This window comes from Acidobacteriota bacterium (genome assembly GCA_035529075.1).
Taxonomy (GTDB): Bacteria; Zixibacteria; MSB-5A5; order GN15; family FEB-12; genus DATKXK01.
In genome coordinates this window covers 91,965-116,105 of record DATKXK010000012.1, presented here as the reverse complement: position 1 = coordinate 116,105, position 24,141 = coordinate 91,965, and the positions used below count along the sequence as shown (strand labels likewise).

Here is a 24,141-nt window from a genome sequence, read left to right as displayed (position 1 = left end):
CACCAGCTTTATCGGTAACTAACTGACAAGTCTTAACTTACCAAACTTACTCGAGTGAGTCGGCGATAGATACGTAATTGTCATACCGAAACCGGGAGATGTCGCCTCTTTCGACCGCCGCCTTGACCGCACAATCCGGCTCGTGAGTGTGACTGCACGGTGCAAAACGACATTGTCCCCGGTACGGTTCAAAATCCGGATAGTAATCAGGCAACTCTGATTTCTCGACGTCCCACAGGCCCATCACCTTCAGCCCCGGGGAATCGACCAGAAAACCGCCCGAGGGAAGCTCATACAGTTCGATGCTGGTCGTGGCGTGCTTTCCGCGCTGGGAGTATCGGGATACTTCCCGCGTTTTGATGTCCAGACCGGGAATCAGCCTGTTCAGGAGGGTGGATTTGCCGACCCCGGAATGGCCGGCGAAGAGTGTGCGGTGGTCGCTCAGGCGTGCCATCAGTTTATCCAGGCCGGCACCCGTCACGGCCGAGGTCGCAAGTACGTCAAACCCAATCGACTCGTACGCAGCTGCCGTGTGGTCAAAGCCGGCCGGTTTCCCCAGATCGATCTTGTTGATCACTATCAGCGGAACAAGGCTTCCGTTCCAGGCGGCGATCAGGAAGCGATCGATCAGCCCGGTCTTTAGCGGCAGAGACTGGGCCGACGCTACGATGGCCAACTGGTCGAGATTGGCCGCGATAACCTGCTGCCGTGTCTGCATGCCTGTGGCCGGCCGGAAAAACGCCGTCCGGCGGGGCAGCACCTTTTCGATGGCACCCACATTGCCGCGCGAGCGCGTCAAAAGGACGTCATCGCCCACCGCCACCGGCGTCGCGTTGTCGGCCTCACTTTTGACTTTGCGGCGCACCTCGCACTGGAGGCGGGCGCCGTCGGCAGTCCTAACCTCGAACCGCCGAGCGCGACTGGCTACCACTATTCCGCGTTCCGACTCCGTCACGCGAGCAATGTACGGAGACGCGCGGGCACATCCAAGCTCGATATGCAAAGGCGTCGCGGCGGAACGCTCACGGGGCCGGCGCTGGGTTCAAGACTTAAATTGCCTTTGAGAGTCCGATTGTGTATTTTGCAAGGTTGATGCGAAAACAGGGTATAATCCGGCTATGAAAAACCTGCTGACCACGGTATTTGGGACCAAACACGAACGCGACGCCAAACGGCTCACCCCGTATATCGGGGAGATAAACCGTTATTTCGAGGAGTACCAGAAACTTAGCGACGACGAGCTGAAAGGCAAGAGCGACGAATTCAAGCAGCGCCTGGCCGCCGGCGAGACGCTCGACGACATCATGCCCGAGGCCTTCGCCGTCGTCAAGGATACCTGCCGCCGTCTGTTGGGCAGCACGTGGGACGTGGTCGGCATCCCCACCGAGTGGAACATGGTGCCGTTTGACGTCCAGTTGCTCGGCGCCATCGCCCTGCACCAGGGAAAGATCGCGGAAATGGCCACCGGTGAAGGCAAAACGCTGGTGGCGACTATGCCGACCTACCTCAACGCGCTTGCCGGCAAAGGCGTGCACCTGGTCACGGTCAACGATTACCTTGCCCGCCGTGACCGCGAGTGGATGGGCAGGATTTACGAGTTTCTCGGCCTGACGGTGGGGGTCATCCAGAACCAGATGACGAACGCCGAACGCCGCGAAATGTACGAGTGTGACATCGCCTTCGGAACCGCCAACGAGTTCGGCTTCGACTACCTGCGCGACAACATGGCCCAGCGCGCCGAGGACCGCGTGCACCGCAATTTCTTCTACGCTATTATCGACGAGGTGGATTCGATTCTCGTAGACGAGGCGCGCACCCCCCTTATCATCTCCGGCCAGGTCGAGTCCAGCACGCACGACCGCTATCGCGAAATGCGGCCCATCGTCGAGACTCTCGTGCGCAAGCAGGTGACGCTTGTCAGCGACATGATGACGAAGGTTGAGCAACTGCTGGAAGGCGGCCGGTCCGAGGACGAATTCGAGGCCGGGTCATTGCTGCTGGCGGTCAACCGGGGCGCCCCCAAGAACAAGCGGCTCCTGAAAACGCTCAAAGAGACGGGCATGAAGCGGCTGATGACCGACGTTGAGTCGGCCTACATGCGCGACAAGAAGTTGCACCAGATCGACGACCGCCTTTACTACTTCATCGACGAACGCGAACACACCATCGCCCTTACCGACCTGGGCAGCTCCCAGTTCTCCAAGGAAGAACAGAAGCTGTTCGAAATCCCCGACCTGGCCACCATGCTCTCGGAACTGGAAGGGGATGAATCCCTGACCGCCGAGGACCGGCAGCGCCAAACGGACGAGATCTACCGGGTCCACGCCGAGAGATCTGAAAAGGTGCACGCCATCAACCAGCTGCTGCGGGCCTATTCGCTCTACGAGAAGGACGTCGAGTACGTTCTTCAGGACGGCAAGGTGATGATTGTCGACGAGTTCACGGGGCGCATTCTGGCCGGTCGGCGGTACTCCGACGGGCTCCACCAGGCCATCGAGGCCAAGGAAGGCGTCCGCATCGAGGCCGAAAGCCAGACCCTGGCCACCATCACGCTGCAGAACTACTTCCGCATGTACGAGAAGCTGGCCGGCATGACCGGCACGGCCGAGACCGAAGCCTCGGAATTCTGGGATATCTACAAGCTCGACGTCATGGTGATCCCGACCAACGTGCCGGTGGTCCGGACGGACGTGGAGGATCAGATCTACCGCACCCGGCGTGAAAAATACAACGCCATTATCAATGAAATCGTCGAGAATTATCGCCGCGGCAGGCCCGTGCTCGTCGGCACGGTCTCAGTCGAGGTTTCCGAGACGCTTTCGCGCATGCTCAAGCGCACCGGCATCAACCACAACGTGCTCAACGCCAAACAGCATCAGGGCGAGGCGGAAATCGTGGCCTACGCCGGCGAACCCGGCGCCGTGACCATCGCCACCAACATGGCCGGGCGAGGCACCGACATCAAGCTCGGAGCCGGCGTCATCGACGTCGGCGGCCTCCACATCGTCGGCACCGAACGCCACGAGTCCCGCCGCATCGACCGGCAGTTGCGCGGCCGCTCCGGACGACAGGGCGACCCCGGCTCGTCGATCTTCTTCCTCTCCCTCGAGGACGACCTCATGCGCCTGTTCGGCGGCGAACGGCTCGGCAGGATCATGGACAGACTCGGCGTCCAGGACGGTGAAGTCATCACCCACCGCATGGTAACACGGGCTATCGAACGGGCGCAGAAAAAAGTCGAACTGCAGAACTTCGCCATCCGCAAACACACCCTTGACTACGACGACGTGATGAACGTCCAGCGCAGGTGGATCTACGAGCGGCGGCTCTCCGCCCTGGAGCGCGAGTCCATCAAGGACGAGGTGCTCGAGTTGATCGACGAGGTCCTGGACCGGCTGATCGACGAGTTCTGCGCCGAAAGCGAGTACCCGGAAAACTGGAACCTCAACGGGTTCACCGACGAACTCCGCAAGGTCTTCCTGCTGAACCTGCGCTTCCGGGAAGAAGACGTCCCCGGCCTGAAGGTCGACAAGCTGCGCGAAAACGTCAGGCAGGCCGTCATGATGATCTACACGCAGAAGGAGACCGCTTACGGTGACGAGATCATGCGCCAGCTCGAGCGCTACGCCGTTCTCTCCACCATCGACCGTCACTGGCGCGACCACCTGGCCGAGATGGATGAGCTGCGCGCCGGCATCGGCCTGCGCGCCTACCACGGCGCCATGGGCAAACCGATCGACATCTACAAGCGCGAGGCCTTCGGCATGTTTCAGTCGATGGTCGCGACCATCGACAAAGAGATCGTCAATCTCGTCTTCAAACTCCAGGTAAACGTCCCGGAACCTTCCCGCGCCGAGCGGCGCCGTGAAGGCGACATGGTGGCCTCGCACGCCGACACCACCGGCATGGGCATCCAGTCGGCCGTTCAGGCGCCCGAGGGAATGCCCCAGGCGGCGGGACCGAACCCGATGGCCGAGGCCTCACAGGCCGGCCGCCAGATCCGGACAGTCAGACGCGCCAGCGCCAAGGTCGGCCGAAACGACCCCTGCCCCTGCGGCTCCGGCAAGAAATACAAAAAATGCCATGGGAAGGAAACGTAGAACGGACGTTGGCGGAAAAAGCAGCAGCCCTCTATTCCAGCACTTCAAACACTTCCGGAAGCGTCTCGATCATGTCGCCGGGGATCATTGAGCGGGGCGTGACTATATCCGCAGCGAAATCACCGGCCAGGCCGTGCACGTAAACCCCGGCCACGGCCGCATCCAGCGGGTCCATACCCTGCGCCAGAAACGAACCGATTATCCCTGAGAGCACGTCACCCGACCCGCCGCTGGCCATGCCGTGGTTTCCGGTCGGATTCAGGTAGCAGCACTCGCCCGGTGCCGCGACCAGCGTGGGTGAACCTTTCAGCACGAGCACGACGTCCAGTTCCGTCGCCACCGTGCGCACAAGCTCGGCCCGCTCCTGGATATCCTCAGGCACAGTGCTTCCGACAAGCCGCGCGAACTCGCCCGGATGCGGCGTCAGCACGGGCATGGACGGGCACTCTTTGATCGCTTCGGTGTGACCCGCCAGTGCGTTCAGCCCATCAGCGTCGATTATGGCCGGTTTGTCGAGCTTGGCCACGAGGCGCCGGATAAGTTCAAACGTCTGGTGGTTCCGGCCGATGCCCGGACCGATGACCACGGCGTCGTTCTCATCGAGCAGCTTGCGTATCTCGCCGAGTCCGCGCAGGGCGAGTTTCCCGCGGCGGGCAACGTCGGGCAGCGGATGCGTCATCGCCTCGGTGAGCTTGACGGCCAGGACCGGCTGGACACTCTGCGGGCAGCCGACTTTGACCAGGCCGCATCCGGCTCTCAGGGCGCTCAGCGCCGCCATGGAAGCCGCTCCGGTCATGCCGGTCGATCCGGCCAGGACCAGCAACCGCCCGAAATCCCCCTTGTGGCCGTCGGGCTTGCGCACCGGCAACCGCTCCGTGACCCATTCCTCGGTGATCAACTCGTTGTTCAAGTCAAAGCCGTCGATAACGTCGTCGGGAACCCCGATCGGTATCACCTTCACTCGACCGGCCAGTTCTCGCCCGGGCGAGACGTACAGGCCGTACTTGGGCAGGGCCAGCGTGAAGGTATAATCGGCCTGAACCACCGCTCCCTCGTACCGGCCGGTATCGGCGTTCAGACCCGAGGGGAGGTCGACGGCAATTATTTGGGCGTCCTGCCGGTTGATATACTCAATGATATCGGCGGCCAGCCCTTGCGGTTCCCCGGTGAAACCGGTGCCGAAAACGGCATCGATGACGAAGTCGCAGGCCGTATCCTCCGGCAGATCACCGGCCGTCCTCAGTTCGTGGAGGTCGACATCGGCACCGGCGGCGCGGTCGAAGTTCAGCCGGGCATCCTCGGAAAGACTTTGAATCGGCCCGATGAAGTAGACGTCAGCGTGCACGCCGGCCTGGTGCAGGTAGCGCGCCACCACGAAGCCGTCCCCGCCGTTGTTCCCTTTGCCGCACAGAACCGCGACGCTGCTCTGCGAGGGGCTGGTGATGACTTCGTCGAGGATGGCGATAGCGATGCCCCGGCCGGCGTTCTCCATTAGTTGCTCGCCGGGGATCTTGCGGTTGTCGATGCTCTCGCGGTCAACCTGCCGCATCTGGGCCGATGTGACCAGCTTCATGAAGGAAACCTGCCAGTTATGCCTTGCATTTCTCGGCCGGCGCCGCGCTCCTGCGGCGACCGTCTTTCACGGGCTTTTCGAGAGCAAATCTAATGGCGGAAATAACGTCCGTAAAGAACTTAAACTTGATCTTCTTCCTGACTTCCGGCGGGACCTCGGTGATGTCCTTACGGTTGTCAGCCGGCAGGACAACGGTCTTGACGCCGAGACGCACCGCCGAGAGCAGCTTCTCCTTCAATCCGCCGACCGGCAGCATCTCGCCGCGCAGGGTGATCTCACCGGTCATGGCCATGCAGGATTTCACCGGACACCCGGTCAGAAGCGAGGCCAGGGCAACGGCTATGGTGATTCCTGCAGAAGGCCCGTCCTTCGGCGTGGCTCCCATCGGGACGTGTATATGGATGTCTCTTTGCTCGAACACCGAGCCGGGGATTTTCAGTTCGCTGCTGTTGGATCGGACGAACGACAGGGCCGCCTGTGCCGATTCCTTCATGACGTCGCCGAGCTGCCCGGTCAGCGTCAGGCGATCCTTGCCGGGCATCGAGGTCACCTCGACAAACAGCAACTCGCCTCCGGCCGAGGTGTAGGCCAGCCCGGGGACGACGCCGACTCGCGGCTGGCGGCTGAGAGTTTCGCGCGTAAACCGCTTCGGCCCCAGCATCCTCGCAAGGTCCCGGGCTTCGACCTTAACCCTCTGGCGACGGCCGCCGGCCACCTTGCGGGCCACTTTCCGCGTCACGGACGCGATTTCCCGTTCCAGGTTTCTCAGCCCGGCCTCCCGCGTGTAATCCTCGATCAGCGCCTTAAGGGCCGTCTCCCCGAAAAACAGATTGCTTTTCGTCAGCCCGTGGTTCTCAAGCTGTTTGGGGACCAGGAATTTCTTGGCGATGGCCAGTTTTTCCATGTCGGTGTAGCCGGGCAGCCTGATCAACTCCATGCGGTCGCGCAGGACGTGTGATATCGGTTCCGTCCAGTTGGCGGTCGTAATAAACATCACCCGGGACAGGTCAAACGGCAGGTCGAGATAGAGGTCACTGAAGGAATCGTTCTGCTCGGGATCGAGCACCTCCAGGAGGGCCGAGGCCGGGTCGCCCCGAAAGTCCGACCCGATCTTGTCGACCTCGTCGAGCATAATGACGGGATTGTTCGACCCGCAGCGTTTGATGGACTGGATGATCCGGCCCGGCATGGAGCCGATGTACGTCCGGCGGTGACCACGAATCTCGGCCTCGTCGCGCATACCGCCCAGCGACACGCGTGCGAATTTGCGCCCCATGGCGCGTGCGATTGATTTCCCGAGCGACGTCTTGCCTACCCCGGGAGGACCGACAAAGCACAGGATCGGCCCCTTGATGTCTGATTTGAGCTTTCGCACGGCCAGGTGTTCGAGAATGCGCTCCTTGACCCGGGTAAGATTATAGTGATCCTCGTCAAGCACCTTCTTGGCCTTGTCGAGATCGAGAATGTCGTTTGTCGAAACGGACCACGGCAGGTTCACCAGCCAGTCCAGGTAGGTGCGGGCGACCGTATACTCGGCCGACGAAGGCGACATGTGTGAGAGGCGGTCAACCTCCCGATAGGCCGCCTGCTCAGCCACCTCGGGCATCTTGGCCTGCTTGATGCGGCGTTCGAACTCCTCGATCTCCGAGGACTCGTCGGTGTCGCCCAGTTCCCGCCTGATCGCCTTGAGTTGCTCGCGCAGGATATAGTCGCGCTGCGACTTGCCCAGTTCGCTGGCCGCCCGGGACTGAATCTTCTGCGACAGCTCGAGAACCTCGATCTCTTTCTTGACCGCATGGTACAGGCTCTCCAGCCGACCGGATACGTCAAGCTGTTCGAGAATCTCCTGTTTCTTCTCGATGGAGATATTCAGATTGGACGCCACCAGGTCGGCCAGCTTGGAGGGTGTGTCCTGGTTGACCGCCGAAACGTGGAACTCCTCGTTCAGGTACGGAGCCAGTTCAACCAGTTGCTTGACGTGATCGAGCAGGTTCCGCTGAAGCGCCTCGGTGCGCAGACTGTGGCCGCCGACCTCCTCCAGCGGCTCGACCTCAGCCATCAGGTGAGGCGCATCCGTGATGAATCGCACTATCCGTATACGCTCCAGTCCCTGAATCAGGAAGCGTACCGTACCGTCCGGAAAACGGAGCATTTTCAGGATGTTACCGGCGGTGCCGACCAGGTTCAGGTCCTCCGGACCGGGCGTTTCCACCGAGGCATCCTTCTGCAGGAACATTCCGATCCGGGAACCGCGCATCAGGGCTTCATCCACCAGGCGAGCCTGTTGCGCCTCCTGAATCATCAGGGGCACGACCAGGAACGGATAGACCACGGCTCCCCGGAGCGGGAGAACCGGCAGCACACGGGTCTCGACGGTTTCGTCTACTCCCGATTTCTCAAGAATATCAGTCAAAACACCCTCGTTACGTGACAATCGCTTTTGCAGTATCTATCGGCTGATCTGCTCAAAATTTGACCACCGGCAGGGTGTGGTCGCACACACATGCCGCCACTCGATCTAACGCGTGTCGGCCCCCGGAGTTGCGCGCCGTTCACACGTTAAAACGAAAGAAAATTACATCGCCGTCCTGAACCACGTATTCCTTACCCTCCAGGCGCATTTTACCGGCCGCCTTGAGCGTCTGCGGCGTCTTGTACTGCACAAAATCTTCGAACGGCACCACCTCGGCGCGAATAAAACCGCGTTCCATGTCCGAGTGAACCACACCAGCCGCCCGGTGAGCGATAGTCCCCTTCCTGACCGGCCAGGCACGCACCTCGGGACCGTCCACCGTCAAAAACGAGATAAGCCCCAGCAGCGAGTATGATTTCTGAATTACCTGCTGTACGGCCGGTGTCGCAATCCCCAGATCATTTAGGAAGGCCTGCCGTTCGGCATTCTCGAGGGCCGCCAGCTCCATCTCAATCTCGCCGCACAGCACGGCCAGGTCACGCCTGCCCGCAGCGGCGAAATGGCGATACTGCTCGAGTACTCGCTCGGTCTCGGGCAAGGATTGTTCGACTATGTTCAACACTATCAGTACCGGTTTACGGGTGAGGAACTGATATCCCCGCAGTATCCTGTCCTCATTATCAGCGAAATCCATCTCGATCAGAAGCCGTTCTTCCTCAAGCGCGGCCAGGCATCGGTGGAGCAGTTCCACGTGACGAGCTTCAGACTTGTCACCCGTAAGTTTGGCCTTGCGCTCGTGCTTGGCGATGATGCCTTCGACCAGGGCCTGATCGAGCAGGATCATTTCATCGATCAGATTCCGGATGTCCGTTTCCGGATTGGCGTCCGGGGAGAAGGCGTCCACCACCATGACAAAGGCTTCCATCTGGCGAAGGTCCTGGGTGATCTCCAGGTCGGTCGCCTGCTTGCCTTTGCCGGTGAAACCGGCGGCATCCAGAAACTCGATTTCGGCGGGCGTAACTCTCTGTGGCTGGACGATCTCGGCCAGTTTGCCCAGACGCTCGTCGGGCACCTTGATCACTGCCCGGTGTACGGCCTGTGAATAGTCTCCCACCGTCGCCTGCTGCCCTGACGCGGCGTTAAAGACGGTCGTCTTGCCGGACTGCGGCTTGCCGATAATCCCGAGTTTCATATCCACTTAATAGATAGGGGAATTCCCCGGCCGTCGCAAGGACGATGTTGGCCGGACCCGTATCCGGCAGGCGTCACAAAGGCCGGATCAACCAACCATAATCTCGAAGAACAGGCTGGAGCCGTCCACTTCGACAATCTGCGCCCGCAGGCCGAGCTGCCCGGCCAGTGACCTGAACCGGGCCGGCCGCACGGTTGTCGCCGTGAACCCGTCCTTGCAGACGATCTGGCCATCACCCGTTCGCTCCCGGTCAATCTCGCCCAGCAGCCCCGCCTCGGCCTGAAGCTCAAACCAGGCCAGGCGATCGGCCCAAAAGCTGTCCGCATAACTGGAGAAAAGGACCATCCCCCCGGGCCGGGTGACGCGAACGCACTCGCGGATGAGCGTTTCCCGGTCCACGTGAAAAGCTGAGATACCGTTCTGAATGCAGACCACGCAATCAAAGACGTCGTCGCGAAAAGCCATCCGGGCCGCATCCATGCAGGCCAGGTGACAATCGGGCAGGTCGGCAAGCATCTCCCTGCCGAGAAGCAGGCTGGAGAGCGAGGTGTCGATGCCGACCACCGTGGCCGCCCGGGACGCCAGGGCCGGCAGGATGCGCCCGTAACCGCACCCCGTCTCCAGTACCAGATGATCCTCGCGGAGGTAACCCAGCACGTGCTGTACTTCGGCTTCAAGGTATTGCCGGACCCGTGGCGGGGCGATCTCGTAGCAGCGTTTCAGCTGCATCGCCGCCAGCTTCTCGTCGTAGTAACCGCCGATACGCTCCTCCGTTGAGGACCATGCCCCGTCGGCCCCCGGATGCCGCCTACTTCGTGACCAGACCCCTGAGCACCTTCAGGTTCTCAATATCCTCTGCCAGGTCCTCCCCCTTCGGGGTTTCGAGAATCATGGGCACGTCCTTCAGGCGCTTGTCGTTGACGAAGTTGGCGAAGCCGTCCAGCCCGATATGCCCCTTGCCGATATCCTCGTGACGGTCCTTGCGGTCGCCGAACTTCCTCAGACTGTCGTTGGCGTGAATGATGCGCAGCCGATCCAGGCCGATCACCTCGTCGAACGTCTTCATGGTCTGACGGTAATCCTTCACCGTCGTGATCGGATACCCGGCGGAAAAGATGTGGCACGTGTCCAGACAAACGCCGATGCGGTCCTTGTCTTCCGTCTTGTCGATCAGGTAGGCCAGTTGCTCGAAGGTGTACCCGAGATTGCTGCCCTGCCCGGCCGTCGTCTCCATCAGCAGCGTGCAAGTGTTCTGCGGAAGGTCATCGAAGAGCCGGTTGACGTTCCGGGCGATCTGGTCAAGCCCGGCCTGCTCACCGGACCCGACGTGCGAACCCGGGTGCATGACCAGGTTCGGAATTTTGAGCACCTCGCAGCGTTCCAACTCTTCCCTGAGGGACAGGTACGATTTCTCGTTCAGGGCTTTGTCCGGCGAGGCGATGTTTATCAGGTAGCTGGTATGCGAGACTGAAACGGTAACCCCGGTCTCCTCGATCAGCCGGAAGTACTCATCCAGCTCTTCTTTTCCCAGTTTCCTGGCCCGCCACTGGTTGTTGGACTTGTTGAACATCTGAATCGTGTCACAGGTGGCTTGCCGCCCCCGCACGATGGCGTTGAACACGCCCCCCTCTATCGATTCATGTGCTCCGAACTGCATGGTACCTCTGTCAGATTTGAATTCGTGGCTACCCTCGTCATAATAACCCGGTCCCCCGCCGAGCACAAAGGAGAAATCAGCACGCGAGTTCTCGTACTTCCACGTCCCGAATAGCGATGTGGCAGCGTCCCCGGCCCGCCGACGAGTCGTCCGCCCGGTTCGGTTGCTACTTGAGATTCAGTGACAGGATCTTTAGCTCCGTCATGTCCTCAATGGTGTACCGGATGCCCTCGCGGCCCAGGCCGGAATCCTTGACGCCCCCGTAAGGCTGGTGATCGGCTCGGAAGGTGGGGATATCATTGATGACCACCCCCCCGACCTCCGTGTACTTGAAGGCGTAAAAGGCGTCTTTGAGGCGGTTGGTAAAAATCCCCGCCTGCAGGCCGTAAGACGAATTGTTCACTTCGTCGATAACGGCCTTGAAATCCCGGTACTTCAGCAGCACCGCCAGCGGTGCGAACACCTCTTTCGAGCACACCCCCATGTCGGGTCTGACGTTTCCGAGCAAAGTCGGCTGCATGCTGCTGCCTTTGGCCTTGCCGCCGGCCAGCACGGTCGCTCCCTGGGCGACCGCCTCGTCTATCATGGCCAGGGTGTTTTGCACCGCTTTGGCGTCGATCATGGTGCCGATGTCGGTCTCGGGATCAAGAGGATCGCCCACCTTGAGCTTCCTGAGCCTGGTCACAAAGGTCTTGACGAACCTGTCGTAAACGTCCTCGTGCAGGAAAATCCGCTGCACGGATATGCAGGATTGCCCCGCCGAAGCAAACGCGCCGTAAAGAATGCGCGTGGCGGCGTACTCCAGGTCGGCGTCGTCGGCCACGACCACCCCGGCGTTCCCGCCGAGTTCCAGCACCACCGGCTTCTTGCCGCTGCGGGCCTTGATCCACCAGCCTACATCCATCGAGCCGGTAAAGGTGATGAGCTTGACGCGGTCGTCTTCCAGAAGGGGTGACGATTCACTCGCGGAGCCGGGCAGAATCGACACCGCCCCCTTGGGCAGATCGGTCCGGTCGATAAGTTCGGCCAGCATGAGCGCCACGATCGGCGTTGCCGAGGCCGGCTTGATGACGATCGTATTGCCCGAGGCAATGGCCGGTCCGACCTTGTGGGCTACCAGGTTCAGCGGAAAGTTGAACGGCGATATGCCGGCGATGACCCCTCGTGGAAACCGCCGCACCAGGCCCAGGCGCGTCTCGGAACCCGGCGACCAGTCCAGATCCATGATATCGCCGCCGATACGCTTGGCCTCCTCGGCCGAAGCGCGGAAGACGCCGACCGAACGCATTACCTCGCCGCGCGAATCACGATAGGCCTTGCCAAGCTCCCGGCACATCATCGCGGCGAACTTGTCGACGTTCTTCTCCAGCCCGGCGGCGATGCCGAGAAGCGCCTCCTCACGCTTGTATGCCGGCAACTCGCGGGTAAGAGCAAAAGTCTCGTGCGCAATACCGATTGCCTTCGTATAATCCGCTTTGGATGCGGCCGCAACGGTACCCACAGGCGAGTTGTCGTACGGATTGATGACCGTGATTCGGTTCTTGCGGTCTACCCACCTGCCGCCCAGGTACATCTTATAGTGCTTTGCCATCATCTAACTCCGAAGTATGAACGTGCTATATCGGACAGACCAGCGATCCGAGTCGCTCGGTCAGTTTTTACGTTCTCCGTGTAGTCCACCGGGCAGCTGTTTCCACTTGATAAGGTCGGTTGGTCGCTAAACGACGACCCAGTGCGATAATACAATGGAGCCCCGGTCGGACCAAGGGAAAAGGGACCGGTCGCACGGCGATCCGACGCCTTCCCCGGACCCGCCGGAACCCGTCGACATATGGGGGCTTCCCCACAGGTGTAGCGAACGGTCGATGAAAGAGCGGCCCTAACCTTTCGGCGGGGCTGGCCAGCCGCCGCTGAGGGCTTCTCCGCGGTGGTCGGCGATCGAGCCTAACTTCCTGCCGCACAGCCGGTTATCACTATTGTCTACCAATCCTGCCGATTTTCTGCGGCACGGCAGACCGTTTACATTCATCCAGCCCGGAAAAGAGGATATGAGCCTATGAAAACGACGGTCCTTAAAAGTCAGCGCGGCGTTACTTTGCTCGAAGTTCTCATTGCCATGATAATCCTGAGCTTTGCGCTACTGCTGCTTCTGAACATGGCCATGGTCGCTCTGGACGGCAACGACTGGTCCAACAAAACCACCATAGCCACCCAGTTGCTCCAGGAGAAACTCGAACAACTGCGCAGCATCAAGGACAGTAGCCTGACCGACGGCAGTGACACGGCGCAGGGCTTCGTTCGCAACTGGACGGTCAGCAACGCCGGAACCCACCTTAGAGAAGTACGCGTGCAGATCCACTGGGAAGACATCCGGGCGCAGCAGCACGTCAACTCCATGACGACGAAAATCAGAACCGACTCGGTATAGGTGACGCCATGAAAAGATTGTACAGAATCCCGCTCGAGCGACGGGGGGCGGCGCTCCTCGAGATGCTCATCGCTCTGGCCATCACGGGCGTTGTCACGATGGCCATTATGAAGCTGTACCTGACACAGCACGAGAATTACCTGACCCAGGATGACATCACCACGATCCAGCAAAACGCACGGGCCTCGATCGACGAACTGACACGGCAGATCCGCATGGCCGGCAATGAGCTACCGGCCGGGCTGAAAGCTATCACGGCGGCCAACACCAACCCCGACACGATCACGATCTCGTACAAGGCCGGCAACTGCGACACCTATCTCGCCTCCGCGATGCCGCTGCCGTCCGCCGAGCTCAAGACCGCCGTCGGTCTTGACATAACGTGTTTTCACGACGGCCAGTGGGTCTACATCTATGACCCCGACTCCGGCGGCGGCGAATGGTTCGAAATTACCGAAGTCCAGGGCCCGGCATACCATATTCAGCATAATACGATGGCCCTCTCCAGGGCTTACGATGCCAACGCCATCCTGCTGGCGCTCACGCAGATGAAATTCTTCATTGACAACACCACCGATCCCGATCACCCGTGCCTGATGGTGCAGCCGATCGGGCATAACCCGCAGGTGTACGCCGAGGACGTCGTCGACCTGCAGTTCAGGTATCGGCTGGCCAACGGCATGCTCGTCGATGAGCCGATACTGGTCAACGATATACATGAGGTCATTATCACCGTAACGGCCAGGTCTGATGATCCGGACCCGGATAAGCCGGGCGACCCGTATCGAACGAGGCTGTATACTTCGTCCGTGAGCCTGAGAAACCTCGGAGTGTAACACCGGACAGTGCAGCCGGAGGCAACTGACCCGGCGCGAGAGATACTATGAAGGCAGAAGTGAACAATCACAACGGCATGAGGGGCGCGACGCTGCTCGAGGCGCTGATCGCCCTGGCCATAACCGGAATCGTCACCATGGCCATCATGAAGCTGTATTTGACGCAGCACGAGAACTATCTCGTGCAGGACAACATTACTACCATACAGCAGAACGCCCGGGCCTCAATCGACGAACTGACGCGCCATATCCGCATGGCCGGCCACGGCATGCCGGCAAGCCTGGAATCCGTCGTCGCGGCCAATTCCAACCCGGACACCATTACCGTCCGCTACGTCGCCTCCGGCTGTGCCACCCGCCTGTCCGAGGCCATGCCGCAGCCGTCCTCCGAACTGAAGTGCGCCGGGGACGTCTCCTGCTTCTTCGACGGCCAGTGGGTGTATATGTTCGACCCCGATTTCGGAGGCGGTGAATGGTTCCAGCTGACCGAGGTACAGACCGGATCACTGCACCTTCAGCACAACACCATGGTGCTTTCCAGGGCGTACGGGGCCAACTCCGTCGTCCTGGACATGAATGAAGTGAAGTTCTTCGTCGACCAGACTACGGATCCGGACCACCCCGACCTGATGATTCAGCACGGGAACCAGAGCCCTCAGGTGTATGCCGAGAATATCGCCGATTTGCAGTTTACATACCGGCTGAGCAACGGAGTGGTCGTGATGACACCGCTGCTGTCAAAACACATCCGCGAGGTCATCATTTCAGTTACGGCCCGATCCGATCAGCCTAACCAGGATAACGCTCAAGACCCCTACCGGACCAGAACCTACACCTCGTCCGTCAACCTTCGAAACGTCGGGGTATAAAGGCAGGTGAAGACAATGAAATCGACTCGTTTGTGTTCGCAGCGTGGGTTTGCCACTCTGATTGCGCTGATCATGGTAGGCATGCTGACTCTGATCGGGCTCGCGGCCCTGTCGACGTCCGATGACGAGGTACAGGTCGCCAGCAACGAAATGCAGGAGATGCGCGCGTTCTACGCGGCCGAGACCGGCCTGGAGTGCGCCGCCGCCAACCTGCAGTCTCAGTATGAAACCACCGGGGTTCCGCCGACGACCATGCCGTCCGGAACGGACTCGGTAAACCACTGCCGAGTGACTTATATGACGGTGGACGACGGACCCGCCGCCCAGCGAAGGCTCGGGACGGGCTCCCTGGCCGGCCTGCACGCCCTCGTCAAGTCCTTTACCGTCAACTCGGTCGCCAGCAGCGCCATCGAGCGCGCCAAGCTCATCATGACCCAGTCGTTCGAAACGGCCCTCGTGCCCATCTTTCAGTTCGCCGTCTTCTACGGCAATGACCTGGAGATCGCTCCCGGACCCGACATGTCGCTGATCGGCCGCGTGCATTGCAACGGAGACATGTATCTTCAGGCCAACTCGCTTCTCCGGATGGACAGCTACGTTACCGCATCGGGGAATATACTCCACGGTCGAAAAGGACCGGGCGCAGTGGGCACCGGCGACGTACAGGTCAAGGATGCCTACGGTAACTACGTTTCCATGCAGGAGGGAGCGGGCTGGCTGGAATCGAGCGACGCACACTGGTACGACTCTTCCGTGGCCCGCTGGCAGGGCCGGGTTCAGGACGCGGCCCATGGGCAGACCGACCTGAACCTTCCGTTGAGCACCACCGGCGGTGACCCGCATAAGATCATCGAACCGGGCGGCAGCAACCCGGACTCGTACGAGCACAAGGCAAGCCTGAAAGTTATTGACAACAAAGCCTTTCAGTACCTTGCCGGCCTCTGGGTGGACGTGACGGCTGACATGACCTCCAAGGGGATTATCACGTTCACCAGTGACGCCTTTTATGACCAGCGCGAGGCCTCGTGGGTCGACGCCACCGAACTGGACATACAGAAGCTGTACGCCGAGGGTTACGCTCCGGCCAACGGTGTCATCTATTGCTCGGAGAAGATCACCGGCACCAACGACTTCCCCGCCCTGCGGATTCAGAACGGGTCGCAACTGGGCGCCGGCCTGACGATTGCCTCGGAGAATCCCGTCTACACGGAGGGGGATTTCAACTCGGTCAGCAAGCAACCCGCGGCTATTATGGGCGATGCCGTTACGTTTCTCTCCGGGTCGTGGGCGGATGGCCTGAGCACAGGCTCAAAGGACGCCCGAGTGGCGGTGAGTACAACCGTCAACGCCTCGATCATGACGGGGAACGTGGAAACCACGGCCTCCGACTACAGCGGCGGTTTCGAGAACCTTCCGCGCTTTCTGGAAACCTGGACGGGCACGGCCTTCAACTGGTCGGGATCAATGGTCAACCTGTGGACGTCGGCACAGGCCGACGGCCTCTGGAACGGCACCTACTACTCACCACCGATCCGTAACTGGAGCTACGACACCGACCTTGACAACCCGGCCAATATGCCGCCGGAAACTCCGGCCGTGAGAGTGTTCCAACGCACCGGCTGGCAGCAGAAATATGTCGGCTTCGACGGTTGAGGATTCAGAAACCCGCCGGAAACGGCGGGTTTTTTTTGCCCGCTATACGGCCGGTCACTCTATCTCAATGTCAAACGGCATCCTGGCCAGAAGGTACTCGCCGCCGGAGACCATCTCCAGGTCTCTCGTCAATGTCTCTGCGGGTGAACGCAGGCCGAAGAACTCGACCAGTCTCCTGAGCAAAGAGCCGCCGGGCAGGGTGAACAGCGGCCGTATCCGCGGGTAAATGGCTATCCGGTAGTCGGACAGGCCGAGCCTCTCGGCGGCATACTCCAGAGACTCATGCAGGCCGCCAAGTTCGTCGACCAACCCGTTGGCCAGCGCCTCCCGACCGGTCCAGACCAGGCCGCGAGCGATGACGTCCGCCGAGTCAATGGCCAGGCGACGGTTCTCTGCGACCAACTCCAGGAAATGATCGTAGAACGCACTCAGGTGCGAACGAAACCTGACTCGCTCTTCTTCCGTAAACGGGCGTGTCGTGCTCAGCATCCCGGCGAATTTCCCCCTTGTATACAGTTCCCGGCCAAGGGCGATCTTCTCGTACAACCGGCTGAAGTCCGCCTTGCCGCCATAGATACCGATCGAACCGGTGATGGTCGCGGGGTTGGCGAAAATGCGGTCGGCTGACATGCTGGCATAATAGGCGCCGGACGCACCAACGTTGCTCATGGACACGAACAGCGGCTTGTCCTCTGCCGCACGCCCGGCCTCAAACAGGATAGCATCACTGGCCAGGGCCGAGCCGCCCGGCGAGTTCAGGCGAAAGACGATGGCCCTAGCGTCACGGTTGCCACGGGCACTCGTGAAGGCCTTCTTCATCTTTGCCGGGGTTATGTCCCGGGGCACTCCCAGCGGGGAAGTATCACCGGCATCCGAGGAAATCTCACCCTCCGCCACCACCAGTGCCAGAACCGGAACCGGCTCCCAGCCGTCGTTCATCACCGTGTCGGCCACGTAACCTCGAAACGAGACAGCCGGCACGGGATGCAGGTAGTTCGCCGCCAGGTCCTCCCGGTAGCTCAGCCCGTCCACCAGGCCGTACTGCAGCGCCTCAGCCGATGTAAACGGTCCGTTGTCTATGATCCGTCTCACCGAATCGGGAGTCAGGCCGCGACCGAGGGCGATGGCCTCAACCAACTGCTCGTACAGATCATCCAGCAGGCGGTTGACCTGCTGACGGTTCTCCGGGCTCGAGGCCGAACCAGCGTACCGTTCAGCGGCTGTCTTGTATTCACCCACTTTCAGCAACTCGACGGAAACGCCAAGCTTGTCCAGGGTGCCGGCATAAAAAGTCAACTCCGCCCTGAGACCGACCAGATGCAGCCGGCTCACCGGCGGGATGAGTATCTGATTCGCCGCCGAGGCCACGTAGTACCCGATGTTGTTCGGTGAGGTTACATGGCAGACTACGCGCTTGCCCCTCGACCTGAAGAACGACAGCGCGCGGCGGAGCTCCTGCGCCTGACCAAAGCCGACTGCCAGGCCGCGGAGGGCGATGACGAACTCGCCGACGGACGGGTCGTCAGCCGCCCGGTATATGGTCGTGATCAGTTGTGCGAAGGCGATTTCCTTCCGTCCAAAGACGGGCCGAGGGGGGTTCTCGGCGGGCCGACCGGCCACGCCCAGGAAAAGCCGTCGCCGGGGTTCCGGAATCAGCGACGGCTGGCGATGCTGGACCAGCCCGAGGATGGCCGTGGTGCGACCGCCGTGGCCGCGATTGTCAAAACGGCTCCTCTGAGCCACAAAATACTTGAGCAGATTGGCCCGAAACCCGAACTGGAAGTTCCTGTCGGAATCCGCCGCGGCGTTGAGGTACAGTCCCGGGATCGGCGTGTACTCGGCGTGATACACGTAATCGGCGTTGCCCAGGCGCGTTCCGGTCGAGAGCGTAAGGTCGACCGCAGCCGTCAGCTTGGGGCCGAACGGCCGATACGCAACTGAGTACCGCTGCTCGATCTCGGTGCGCGATCCGGCCACTCTGCCCCGGTTGAGGTTGGAAAGGACCGCGCCAAAGGCAAACGGCCCCCGCGCCAGGCCAACAACGCCGACGTTCCACAGATGCCGGTTGTTGTAATAGTCGGGACCACCCGTGAAGTACCGGTACGAGACCCCCAGATGCACGCGCTGGCCGATGGGCACACCGCCGGAGAAGATCCACTCCCTGACGTCGCTGCCCGAAGGGTTGTAGACGGTGCGGTAGGCGACCGCCAGTCCGTCACGGCTGAGACATGTCCCCCAACTCCGGCCGTAGCGGCCTTCGTGGTAGTCGGCCATCAGCAGCAGGCTGGAGGAACGGTACCGGCCCAAAGCCCCTGGATTCACCCACGCCGCTTCCGCACCGAACACCGACGCCGCCGGCTGGTAATAGAACACACCGTCCAGGGCCATTATGCGATCGACTTTTTCCGGCGGCAATGGTGCCGTCGCCAGCAAAACCAGCGACGTCAGCACCTGAACCGCCGCTCCCGCCAGCATGTGCATGCCTACTCTCCCTTGACGCCTCTGATGTAAATGTTACCCTGTCCCCGTATCGAACTGCTGATTTCAACCCGGCCGTCGCCCGAGAGCAGGTTAAGCCGATTGCGCTGTACCAGGTCAGTGGTGAAGGGAAAGCTGGTGGCCTCAATCACACCGTCTTCACCAACGGCGAGCGAAAGAAAGGCCTGGAGCGTATCCGGTATCGTAATCTCGATGTCTTCATGACGATTGTTGACAACGAGCTGGCCGGAGGGCATGTCGACAATGTCGAGGATAATGGGGCCTGAAGATCCGCGTATGAAGTTACCCGTGCCGCGAGGCTGGAAGTCAGAGACGCTGATGCGGCCGTACCGGTTCCTGACGTTGATCGACCCCCTGAAGCCGACGATCTTGATGTCCCCGCCGTCGTTGCGGAATTTCGCCTGTGCCCCTTCCCCCACGATATCGTTCGCCTGGAGCAGGGAGTTGGTTGTGGCCACACTTACAAAGCCGGTGATGCGCTCGACGTTTACGCGACGGTTGGCGGTGGACAACTCCAACCGTTCCGTCACGTCGGAGATATCCATCCTCCCCAGAGATGACAGCACCACGAAACCTTTGAACGGGCCCCGCGCCGTGATGTCGAAGTAGCTAGCCTCCACCTCGACGAAACAGCGCTTCGGCAGGGCGACCTCCATCTCTACGATGCCCGACTCATACTGGGGGTGCCACGGCGCCGGGTTGGGTGACCGCATATCCAGCCGGATTTGATTCGGTAACTGGTCAAGCGAGACCGAGATGAGATCAATGTAGTCCATGGCCTTGGAGCGGGTATCCGTTTTAGCCTGTATCGTATACCTGATGACAACCTCGTCCTGCTCCGCCGCCTTAAGGACAATCGAGCCGCTCAAATGCACCGCCGATCGCACCAGCAGCCGGTCATCCGGCCCCATCGGCGCCCGCGTCGTTAACTCTCTCGTAGCATAAAGCCCCTTGCTTTTCTCGACGACTTCCTGGGCCGCCCCCCGGTCGGCCGCCAACAGCCCGATCAAAGCGACAAGGCTGAAGATTCCTGCAATACGCACTGCTGTCTCACTGCCAGACATCATACACCTGCTTCATTACTATCGACCCGGCCACGGCCGCGTTTAACGATTCCACCGCCGTCGAATGGCTGACGCGCCACAACAGGTCGGAATGCCCCAGGGTATCCGCTGACAAACCCTCGGCTTCCGACCCGACAGCGACAATGAACCTGCGATGTTTCACCGCCGATTCCAACTTTTTGAACTCCCCACAACCCTGTTGTGCCGTGCCTATCAACGTAAACCGCCCCGCTCGCATCAGCGCCCACACCTCGTCCGGCGAAAGGCGCATCACGGGAAGGCCAAAAATCGCGCCCGCCGAAGCCCGTACCACCTTCGGAGCGTACGCTTCAGCCGAGGCCCCGGCCAGAAGCAACAACTCGAACTTGAAAGCCAGGGCTGAACGCATCAGGGTGCCGAGGTTGCCAGGGTCGGACAGGCCTTCGACCAGTAGAATCCTACGAGGATACGGCCTCTGAAGTTGTGCGTATCCTTGCTCAGGCAGATCAAAAACGCCGAGAACACCCTGTGGGGCCCGCGTCGCCGCAGCCGATTGCATCTCCCGGGCGGACAGTATCACGGTGGGCACGCCCACCGAAGCGAAATCGTCGACCAGCCGCCTTGCTCTCTCGGAGAGCAGAGCGGGAGCATAGTACAGTGTCCGCGGCCGGAACCGGTGCCGCAACGCCTCTTCCAGCAGCCTGACCCCGTCGGCGGCAAACAGTCGGTTTTCGGCCCGTCCCTTCCTGGTGCCGAGCGATTTCAGATTTTTTAATTCCGCTCGCGTGATGGACACGTTTTATTTCCCGTGCGTGACGACGAGCACAATGAATTTACGGTCAGGCTGATTTGGCAAGTGAAATCTGTCGCTGGCAGGCTCCTTTTAGTCTTACTGCTTGCGGTTTGCGGACCCGCCGCCGCCGAGCGGATCGTCATCGGCGGTCTGCACGGTACCGATCTCCATTCTGACAGCGAACCTTTGAGCATCAAACTGGCTCTCTCGGGCGGCGGGGCTCGCGGGCTCGCGGCCGTCGGTATACTGCGAGCCTTCGAGCAGCGCAACATCTGCATAACCGCCATAGCCGGGACATCCATTGGCGGCATTGTCGGCGGCCTGTACGCCTGTGGCTACAGTTCGGCCGCGCTCACCGAGGAAATCGGCAAGATCGATTTCGGGTCGCTGCTCAGCAACGAACCCAATCGTACGTCCATGTTTCTCACCAAGCGTCAGGGCCGGGAGCACCATATCCTGGCCGTGCGCTTTGACGGTTTTACCCCGTACATCCCCAGAGGCCTGACAACGGGGCAGGAAGTCACCACCCTGCTGACCTCGTTGACCAACAGAGCGAGTTACGTGGCCGGGAATGACTTCGGCCGCTTCCCCATACCCTTTAAAACGATTGCCACCGACGTTGTCAGCGGCCAGGAGGTAGTCCTGGACAGCGGGTCCGTCATCAATGCGATGCGGGCCACCATGGCGTTTCCCCTGGCCTTCACCGGCGTCGAGCAGGGACCGCGTCTCCTGATGGATGGGGGCATGGTGACACCGGTGCCGGTTGACATCGTCCGCCGCATGGGTGACACATCGGCGCTGGTCGTGGCCGTGAACACGACCACTCCGCTGGTGGCCAGGGAAGAACTCGTGACCCCGGTCGATATCGCCGGCCAGGTGACGACGATCATGACCGCCGATAAACTGGCCGACCAGCTCAGTCGCGCTGATATCGTCATCGAGCCCTGCCCCGACGAGTTCACGACCATGGACTTCAAGCATCGGGATTCCCTCATCGAGCTTGGGTATCGGGCCGGCCTCGAGGCCGCGGACAGCATTGCAATCCTGCTGCACCGCCGCCGCGACACGCTGTCGCGACGGATAGACGAGGTCCAGGTCGCGACCGCCGACCGCCGGCTGGCCGATCGGATCACCGCCGGCCTGCTCGGCCGCCGCTTCACCCGCCGCCAGTTGCTCGACGAACTCAAACGCCTTAGCCTTGACCTCAACCTCTTTGAGACGGTGGTCGACATCGGGCCGACCAGTGACGAAGAAACGGACATAAAGCTCACCGAGGGGCCGGTCTCCCTCACGGTAATACCGCGTGAAGCGTGCAGGCTCGCCGACGTGGTATTCCGCTTCGAGGGAGACAGCATATTCGATGACTCCACGCTCGCCGCGCAACTGAGCTTTACCGATTCGGTCGTCACCGCGCACGAACTCAGGGAAGGCCTCAATCGGATCGTCGACGTATACGCCTCGGCAGGCTACGACCTGGCCCGCATCCGCGACGTCCGCATCGATCCGGAATGCAGCAACTTCACTATCGTCATCGACGAAGCGCGGATCCGGCGTACCGACGTCGACCTGAACGAGCGCACCAAGGACTGGCTCGTCAGATCGTACTTCCCGTTGCAACGAGGCGACCCGTACTCCACGCAAAAGGCCTCCAGGGGTATTGACAACGTTTACGCCACCGACCTGTTCGAGCGGGTGACGTTGCACCTCGAACCCACGGACGACGGGGTCATCCTCAGGATCGGCGTGGTGGAAAAGAAATATACGCAGGTCCGTCTGGGCTGGCACTGGCACGACGAATACGACTCCGAGCAGTTTGTCGAACTGCTGGACGACAACGTCCTTGGAATCGGAATGGAATTCCTCAACCACGCTCAGTACGGCAACGAACGACAACGGTACTTTACCGAACTGCAGGCCCACCGCATCTTCTCCACCTACCTGACGACTCACCTGAGACTGCACTACGACCAAAGGGACCGTGTTGTCTTCGACGGCGGCAACGATGAGATCGGCACCCGCAATGAGGAGCGGTTCGGGGCCGCCGCAGGGCTGGGGCAGCAGATCGCCCGGCTCGGCACCGTGACGGGCACCCTGTCATTCGAGGAGATCAGGCTCACCGACCAACGTACCGGCAACCGGAACCGATTCGGACTGCGCACTCTCAGTCTGCAGTCGGTCCTCGAGACATTCAATCGAATACCGTTCCCCGAAACCGGCAACAAACATCTCCTGGAGGTACGAATGGCCGGTAAGGCGCTCGGCGGCGACATCGAATTCACACGGCTCTTCTCATCTCTGGAGGTCTACCTGCCCCTCGGCTCGCGCCTGAACTATCACCCCCGGTTGTCAGTGGGCATCTCCCGTACCGGCTTGCCCGCTTCGGAGAAGTTCTATGTCGGCGGCGCTGATTCCTTTTCGGGTTTTCGCAGCGACCAGCTTTCGGGCGACAAGATGTTGCTGCTTAACCAGGAAGTGCGTCTCAGACTGCCGCTGCGGTTGTACCTGTTCGCCCGGTACGACATAGGCGAGGTCTACGGCAGCGCCGACCAGATGAAACTGCGCAACCTTCGCCACGGATACGGTTTCGCGGTCGCGCTGAGCACGCCGATCGGCCCCTTTGAATTCGGTTACGGTGTGGTCAACCGCGACACCGACCGTTTCCACTTCAACGCCGGACTGGCGTTCTGAGCAGCGTCCGACTCCGAACTGCGAAACGTCCGAACGGACCGACCTGTCGTCAGACGCTCGCGTAATCGCACGAATTGCGCCCGACGAGGAACGCTCCGGGTCACATTGGAGCCATTTTGTCTTGACGCGGATGGGTTCCGGGGTTATACTGTTAACGAGGAATGGTAGTGGCGACTTCCTCGTAATCAATCGGCGCAAACCTCACATGCGCTGATCTTTTCTTAAGTAAGGTCAGTAGCAAAAAGCCCGTCTCGCACCTCCATCGTCTGAGGGAAAACACTAACGTGGAGGAACGTGTATGATAGTCGGTCGTCCGCCGGTACTCTGTTGCCCGGATGCACGGGTCGGCGGCGAATGACCGGGAAAGAACCACTTGCAGAAACCTCAACGCAAAGGA

Annotated in this window: 16 protein-coding genes; 6 read left to right on the top strand and 10 right to left on the bottom strand. The window is 60.8% G+C overall.

Translation table 11 applies throughout. The features are described from left to right. Nucleotides 1-46 precede the first annotated feature (46 nt). On the bottom strand, nucleotides 47-955 hold the full coding sequence (rsgA, locus tag VMY05_06920; GenBank protein HUV30800.1) for a ribosome small subunit-dependent GTPase A: 909 nt from the start codon (nucleotides 953-955) through the stop codon (nucleotides 47-49). 163 nt (nucleotides 956-1,118) lie between these two features. On the opposite strand from rsgA, the gene secA reads away from it, so the two are divergent. Next, entirely contained in the window at nucleotides 1,119-4,100 is a 2,982-nt protein-coding gene (gene secA, locus VMY05_06915; GenBank protein HUV30799.1) for a preprotein translocase subunit SecA, read from the top strand. 31 nt (nucleotides 4,101-4,131) lie between these two features. On the opposite strand, the gene VMY05_06910 is transcribed toward secA, so the two are convergent. From VMY05_06910 to VMY05_06885, 6 genes are all read right to left on the bottom strand, one after another. Further along, a complete protein-coding gene (locus VMY05_06910) occupies nucleotides 4,132-5,673 on the bottom strand; it encodes an NAD(P)H-hydrate dehydratase (GenBank protein ID HUV30798.1) in 1,542 nt (513 codons plus the stop codon). Between the two features lie 16 nt (nucleotides 5,674-5,689). Further along, complete coding sequence (lon, locus tag VMY05_06905; protein ID HUV30797.1) at nucleotides 5,690-8,086, bottom strand: endopeptidase La; 2,397 nt, start codon at nucleotides 8,084-8,086, stop codon at nucleotides 5,690-5,692. Nucleotides 8,087-8,225: 139 nt separating this feature from the next. Continuing rightward, nucleotides 8,226-9,278, bottom strand: a complete 1,053-nt coding sequence (locus VMY05_06900; protein HUV30796.1) for a DUF933 domain-containing protein — start codon at nucleotides 9,276-9,278, stop codon at nucleotides 8,226-8,228. 87 nt (nucleotides 9,279-9,365) lie between these two features. After that, a complete protein-coding gene (locus tag VMY05_06895) occupies nucleotides 9,366-10,007 on the bottom strand; it encodes a class I SAM-dependent methyltransferase (protein ID HUV30795.1) in 642 nt (213 codons plus the stop codon). A 79-nt stretch (nucleotides 10,008-10,086) separates the two neighbouring features. Beyond that, nucleotides 10,087-10,935 (bottom strand): deoxyribonuclease IV, encoded by an 849-nt coding sequence (locus tag VMY05_06890; protein ID HUV30794.1) that lies wholly within the window; start codon nucleotides 10,933-10,935, stop codon nucleotides 10,087-10,089. 166 nt (nucleotides 10,936-11,101) lie between these two features. Further along, nucleotides 11,102-12,526, bottom strand: coding sequence for an aldehyde dehydrogenase family protein (locus tag VMY05_06885; GenBank protein ID HUV30793.1), 1,425 nt, complete (start codon nucleotides 12,524-12,526; stop codon nucleotides 11,102-11,104). 465 nt (nucleotides 12,527-12,991) lie between these two features. Between VMY05_06885 and VMY05_06880 the strand changes: the two genes are divergently transcribed. From VMY05_06880 to VMY05_06865, 4 genes are read left to right on the top strand one after another with little or no spacing between them, the layout of a single operon-like run. Then, nucleotides 12,992-13,363: a prepilin-type N-terminal cleavage/methylation domain-containing protein gene (locus tag VMY05_06880; protein ID HUV30792.1), complete on the top strand. Its 372-nt coding sequence runs from the start codon at nucleotides 12,992-12,994 to the stop codon at nucleotides 13,361-13,363. A gap of 8 nt (nucleotides 13,364-13,371) precedes the next feature. Then, the gene (locus tag VMY05_06875) at nucleotides 13,372-14,199 is read left to right on the top strand and encodes a hypothetical protein (protein HUV30791.1); all 828 of its coding nucleotides are present in this window, start codon (nucleotides 13,372-13,374) and stop codon (nucleotides 14,197-14,199) included. A gap of 47 nt (nucleotides 14,200-14,246) precedes the next feature. After that, a complete protein-coding gene (locus VMY05_06870; protein HUV30790.1) occupies nucleotides 14,247-15,068 on the top strand; it encodes a prepilin-type N-terminal cleavage/methylation domain-containing protein in 822 nt (273 codons plus the stop codon). A 15-nt stretch (nucleotides 15,069-15,083) separates the two neighbouring features. Continuing rightward, on the top strand, nucleotides 15,084-16,721 hold the full coding sequence (locus VMY05_06865) for a PilX N-terminal domain-containing pilus assembly protein (protein ID HUV30789.1): 1,638 nt from the start codon (nucleotides 15,084-15,086) through the stop codon (nucleotides 16,719-16,721). 54 nt (nucleotides 16,722-16,775) lie between these two features. On the opposite strand, the gene VMY05_06860 is transcribed toward VMY05_06865, so the two are convergent. The 3 genes from VMY05_06860 to VMY05_06850 are packed head-to-tail and all read right to left on the bottom strand — an operon-like array spanning nucleotide 16,776 to nucleotide 21,059. Continuing rightward, nucleotides 16,776-19,202, bottom strand: coding sequence for a S49 family peptidase (locus VMY05_06860; GenBank protein ID HUV30788.1), 2,427 nt, complete (start codon nucleotides 19,200-19,202; stop codon nucleotides 16,776-16,778). 2 nt (nucleotides 19,203-19,204) lie between these two features. Then, a complete protein-coding gene (locus VMY05_06855) occupies nucleotides 19,205-20,263 on the bottom strand; it encodes a hypothetical protein (GenBank protein ID HUV30787.1) in 1,059 nt (352 codons plus the stop codon). 7 nt (nucleotides 20,264-20,270) lie between these two features. After that, the gene (locus tag VMY05_06850) at nucleotides 20,271-21,059 is read right to left on the bottom strand and encodes an RNA methyltransferase (GenBank protein ID HUV30786.1); all 789 of its coding nucleotides are present in this window, start codon (nucleotides 21,057-21,059) and stop codon (nucleotides 20,271-20,273) included. A 60-nt stretch (nucleotides 21,060-21,119) separates the two neighbouring features. On the opposite strand from VMY05_06850, the gene VMY05_06845 reads away from it, so the two are divergent. Further along, on the top strand, nucleotides 21,120-23,744 hold the full coding sequence (locus VMY05_06845) for a BamA/TamA family outer membrane protein (protein HUV30785.1): 2,625 nt from the start codon (nucleotides 21,120-21,122) through the stop codon (nucleotides 23,742-23,744). Nucleotides 23,745-24,141: the final 397 nt, after the last annotated feature.

Coding starts and splice junctions, on each gene's coding strand:
- VMY05_06890 (HUV30794.1), bottom strand. CDS start 10,935: ATGCAGTTCGGAGCACATGAATCGATAGAGGGGGGCGTGTTCAACGCC.
- secA (HUV30799.1), top strand. CDS start 1,119: ATGAAAAACCTGCTGACCACGGTATTTGGGACCAAACACGAACGCGAC.
- VMY05_06880 (HUV30792.1), top strand. CDS start 12,992: ATGAAAACGACGGTCCTTAAAAGTCAGCGCGGCGTTACTTTGCTCGAA.
- VMY05_06870 (HUV30790.1), top strand. CDS start 14,247: ATGAAGGCAGAAGTGAACAATCACAACGGCATGAGGGGCGCGACGCTG.
- VMY05_06865 (HUV30789.1), top strand. CDS start 15,084: ATGAAATCGACTCGTTTGTGTTCGCAGCGTGGGTTTGCCACTCTGATT.
- VMY05_06900 (HUV30796.1), bottom strand. CDS start 9,278: ATGAAACTCGGGATTATCGGCAAGCCGCAGTCCGGCAAGACGACCGTC.
- VMY05_06885 (HUV30793.1), bottom strand. CDS start 12,526: ATGGCAAAGCACTATAAGATGTACCTGGGCGGCAGGTGGGTAGACCGC.
- VMY05_06875 (HUV30791.1), top strand. CDS start 13,372: ATGAAAAGATTGTACAGAATCCCGCTCGAGCGACGGGGGGCGGCGCTC.
- VMY05_06910 (HUV30798.1), bottom strand. CDS start 5,673: ATGAAGCTGGTCACATCGGCCCAGATGCGGCAGGTTGACCGCGAGAGC.
- VMY05_06895 (HUV30795.1), bottom strand. CDS start 10,007: ATGCAGCTGAAACGCTGCTACGAGATCGCCCCGCCACGGGTCCGGCAA.
- VMY05_06860 (HUV30788.1), bottom strand. CDS start 19,202: ATGCACATGCTGGCGGGAGCGGCGGTTCAGGTGCTGACGTCGCTGGTT.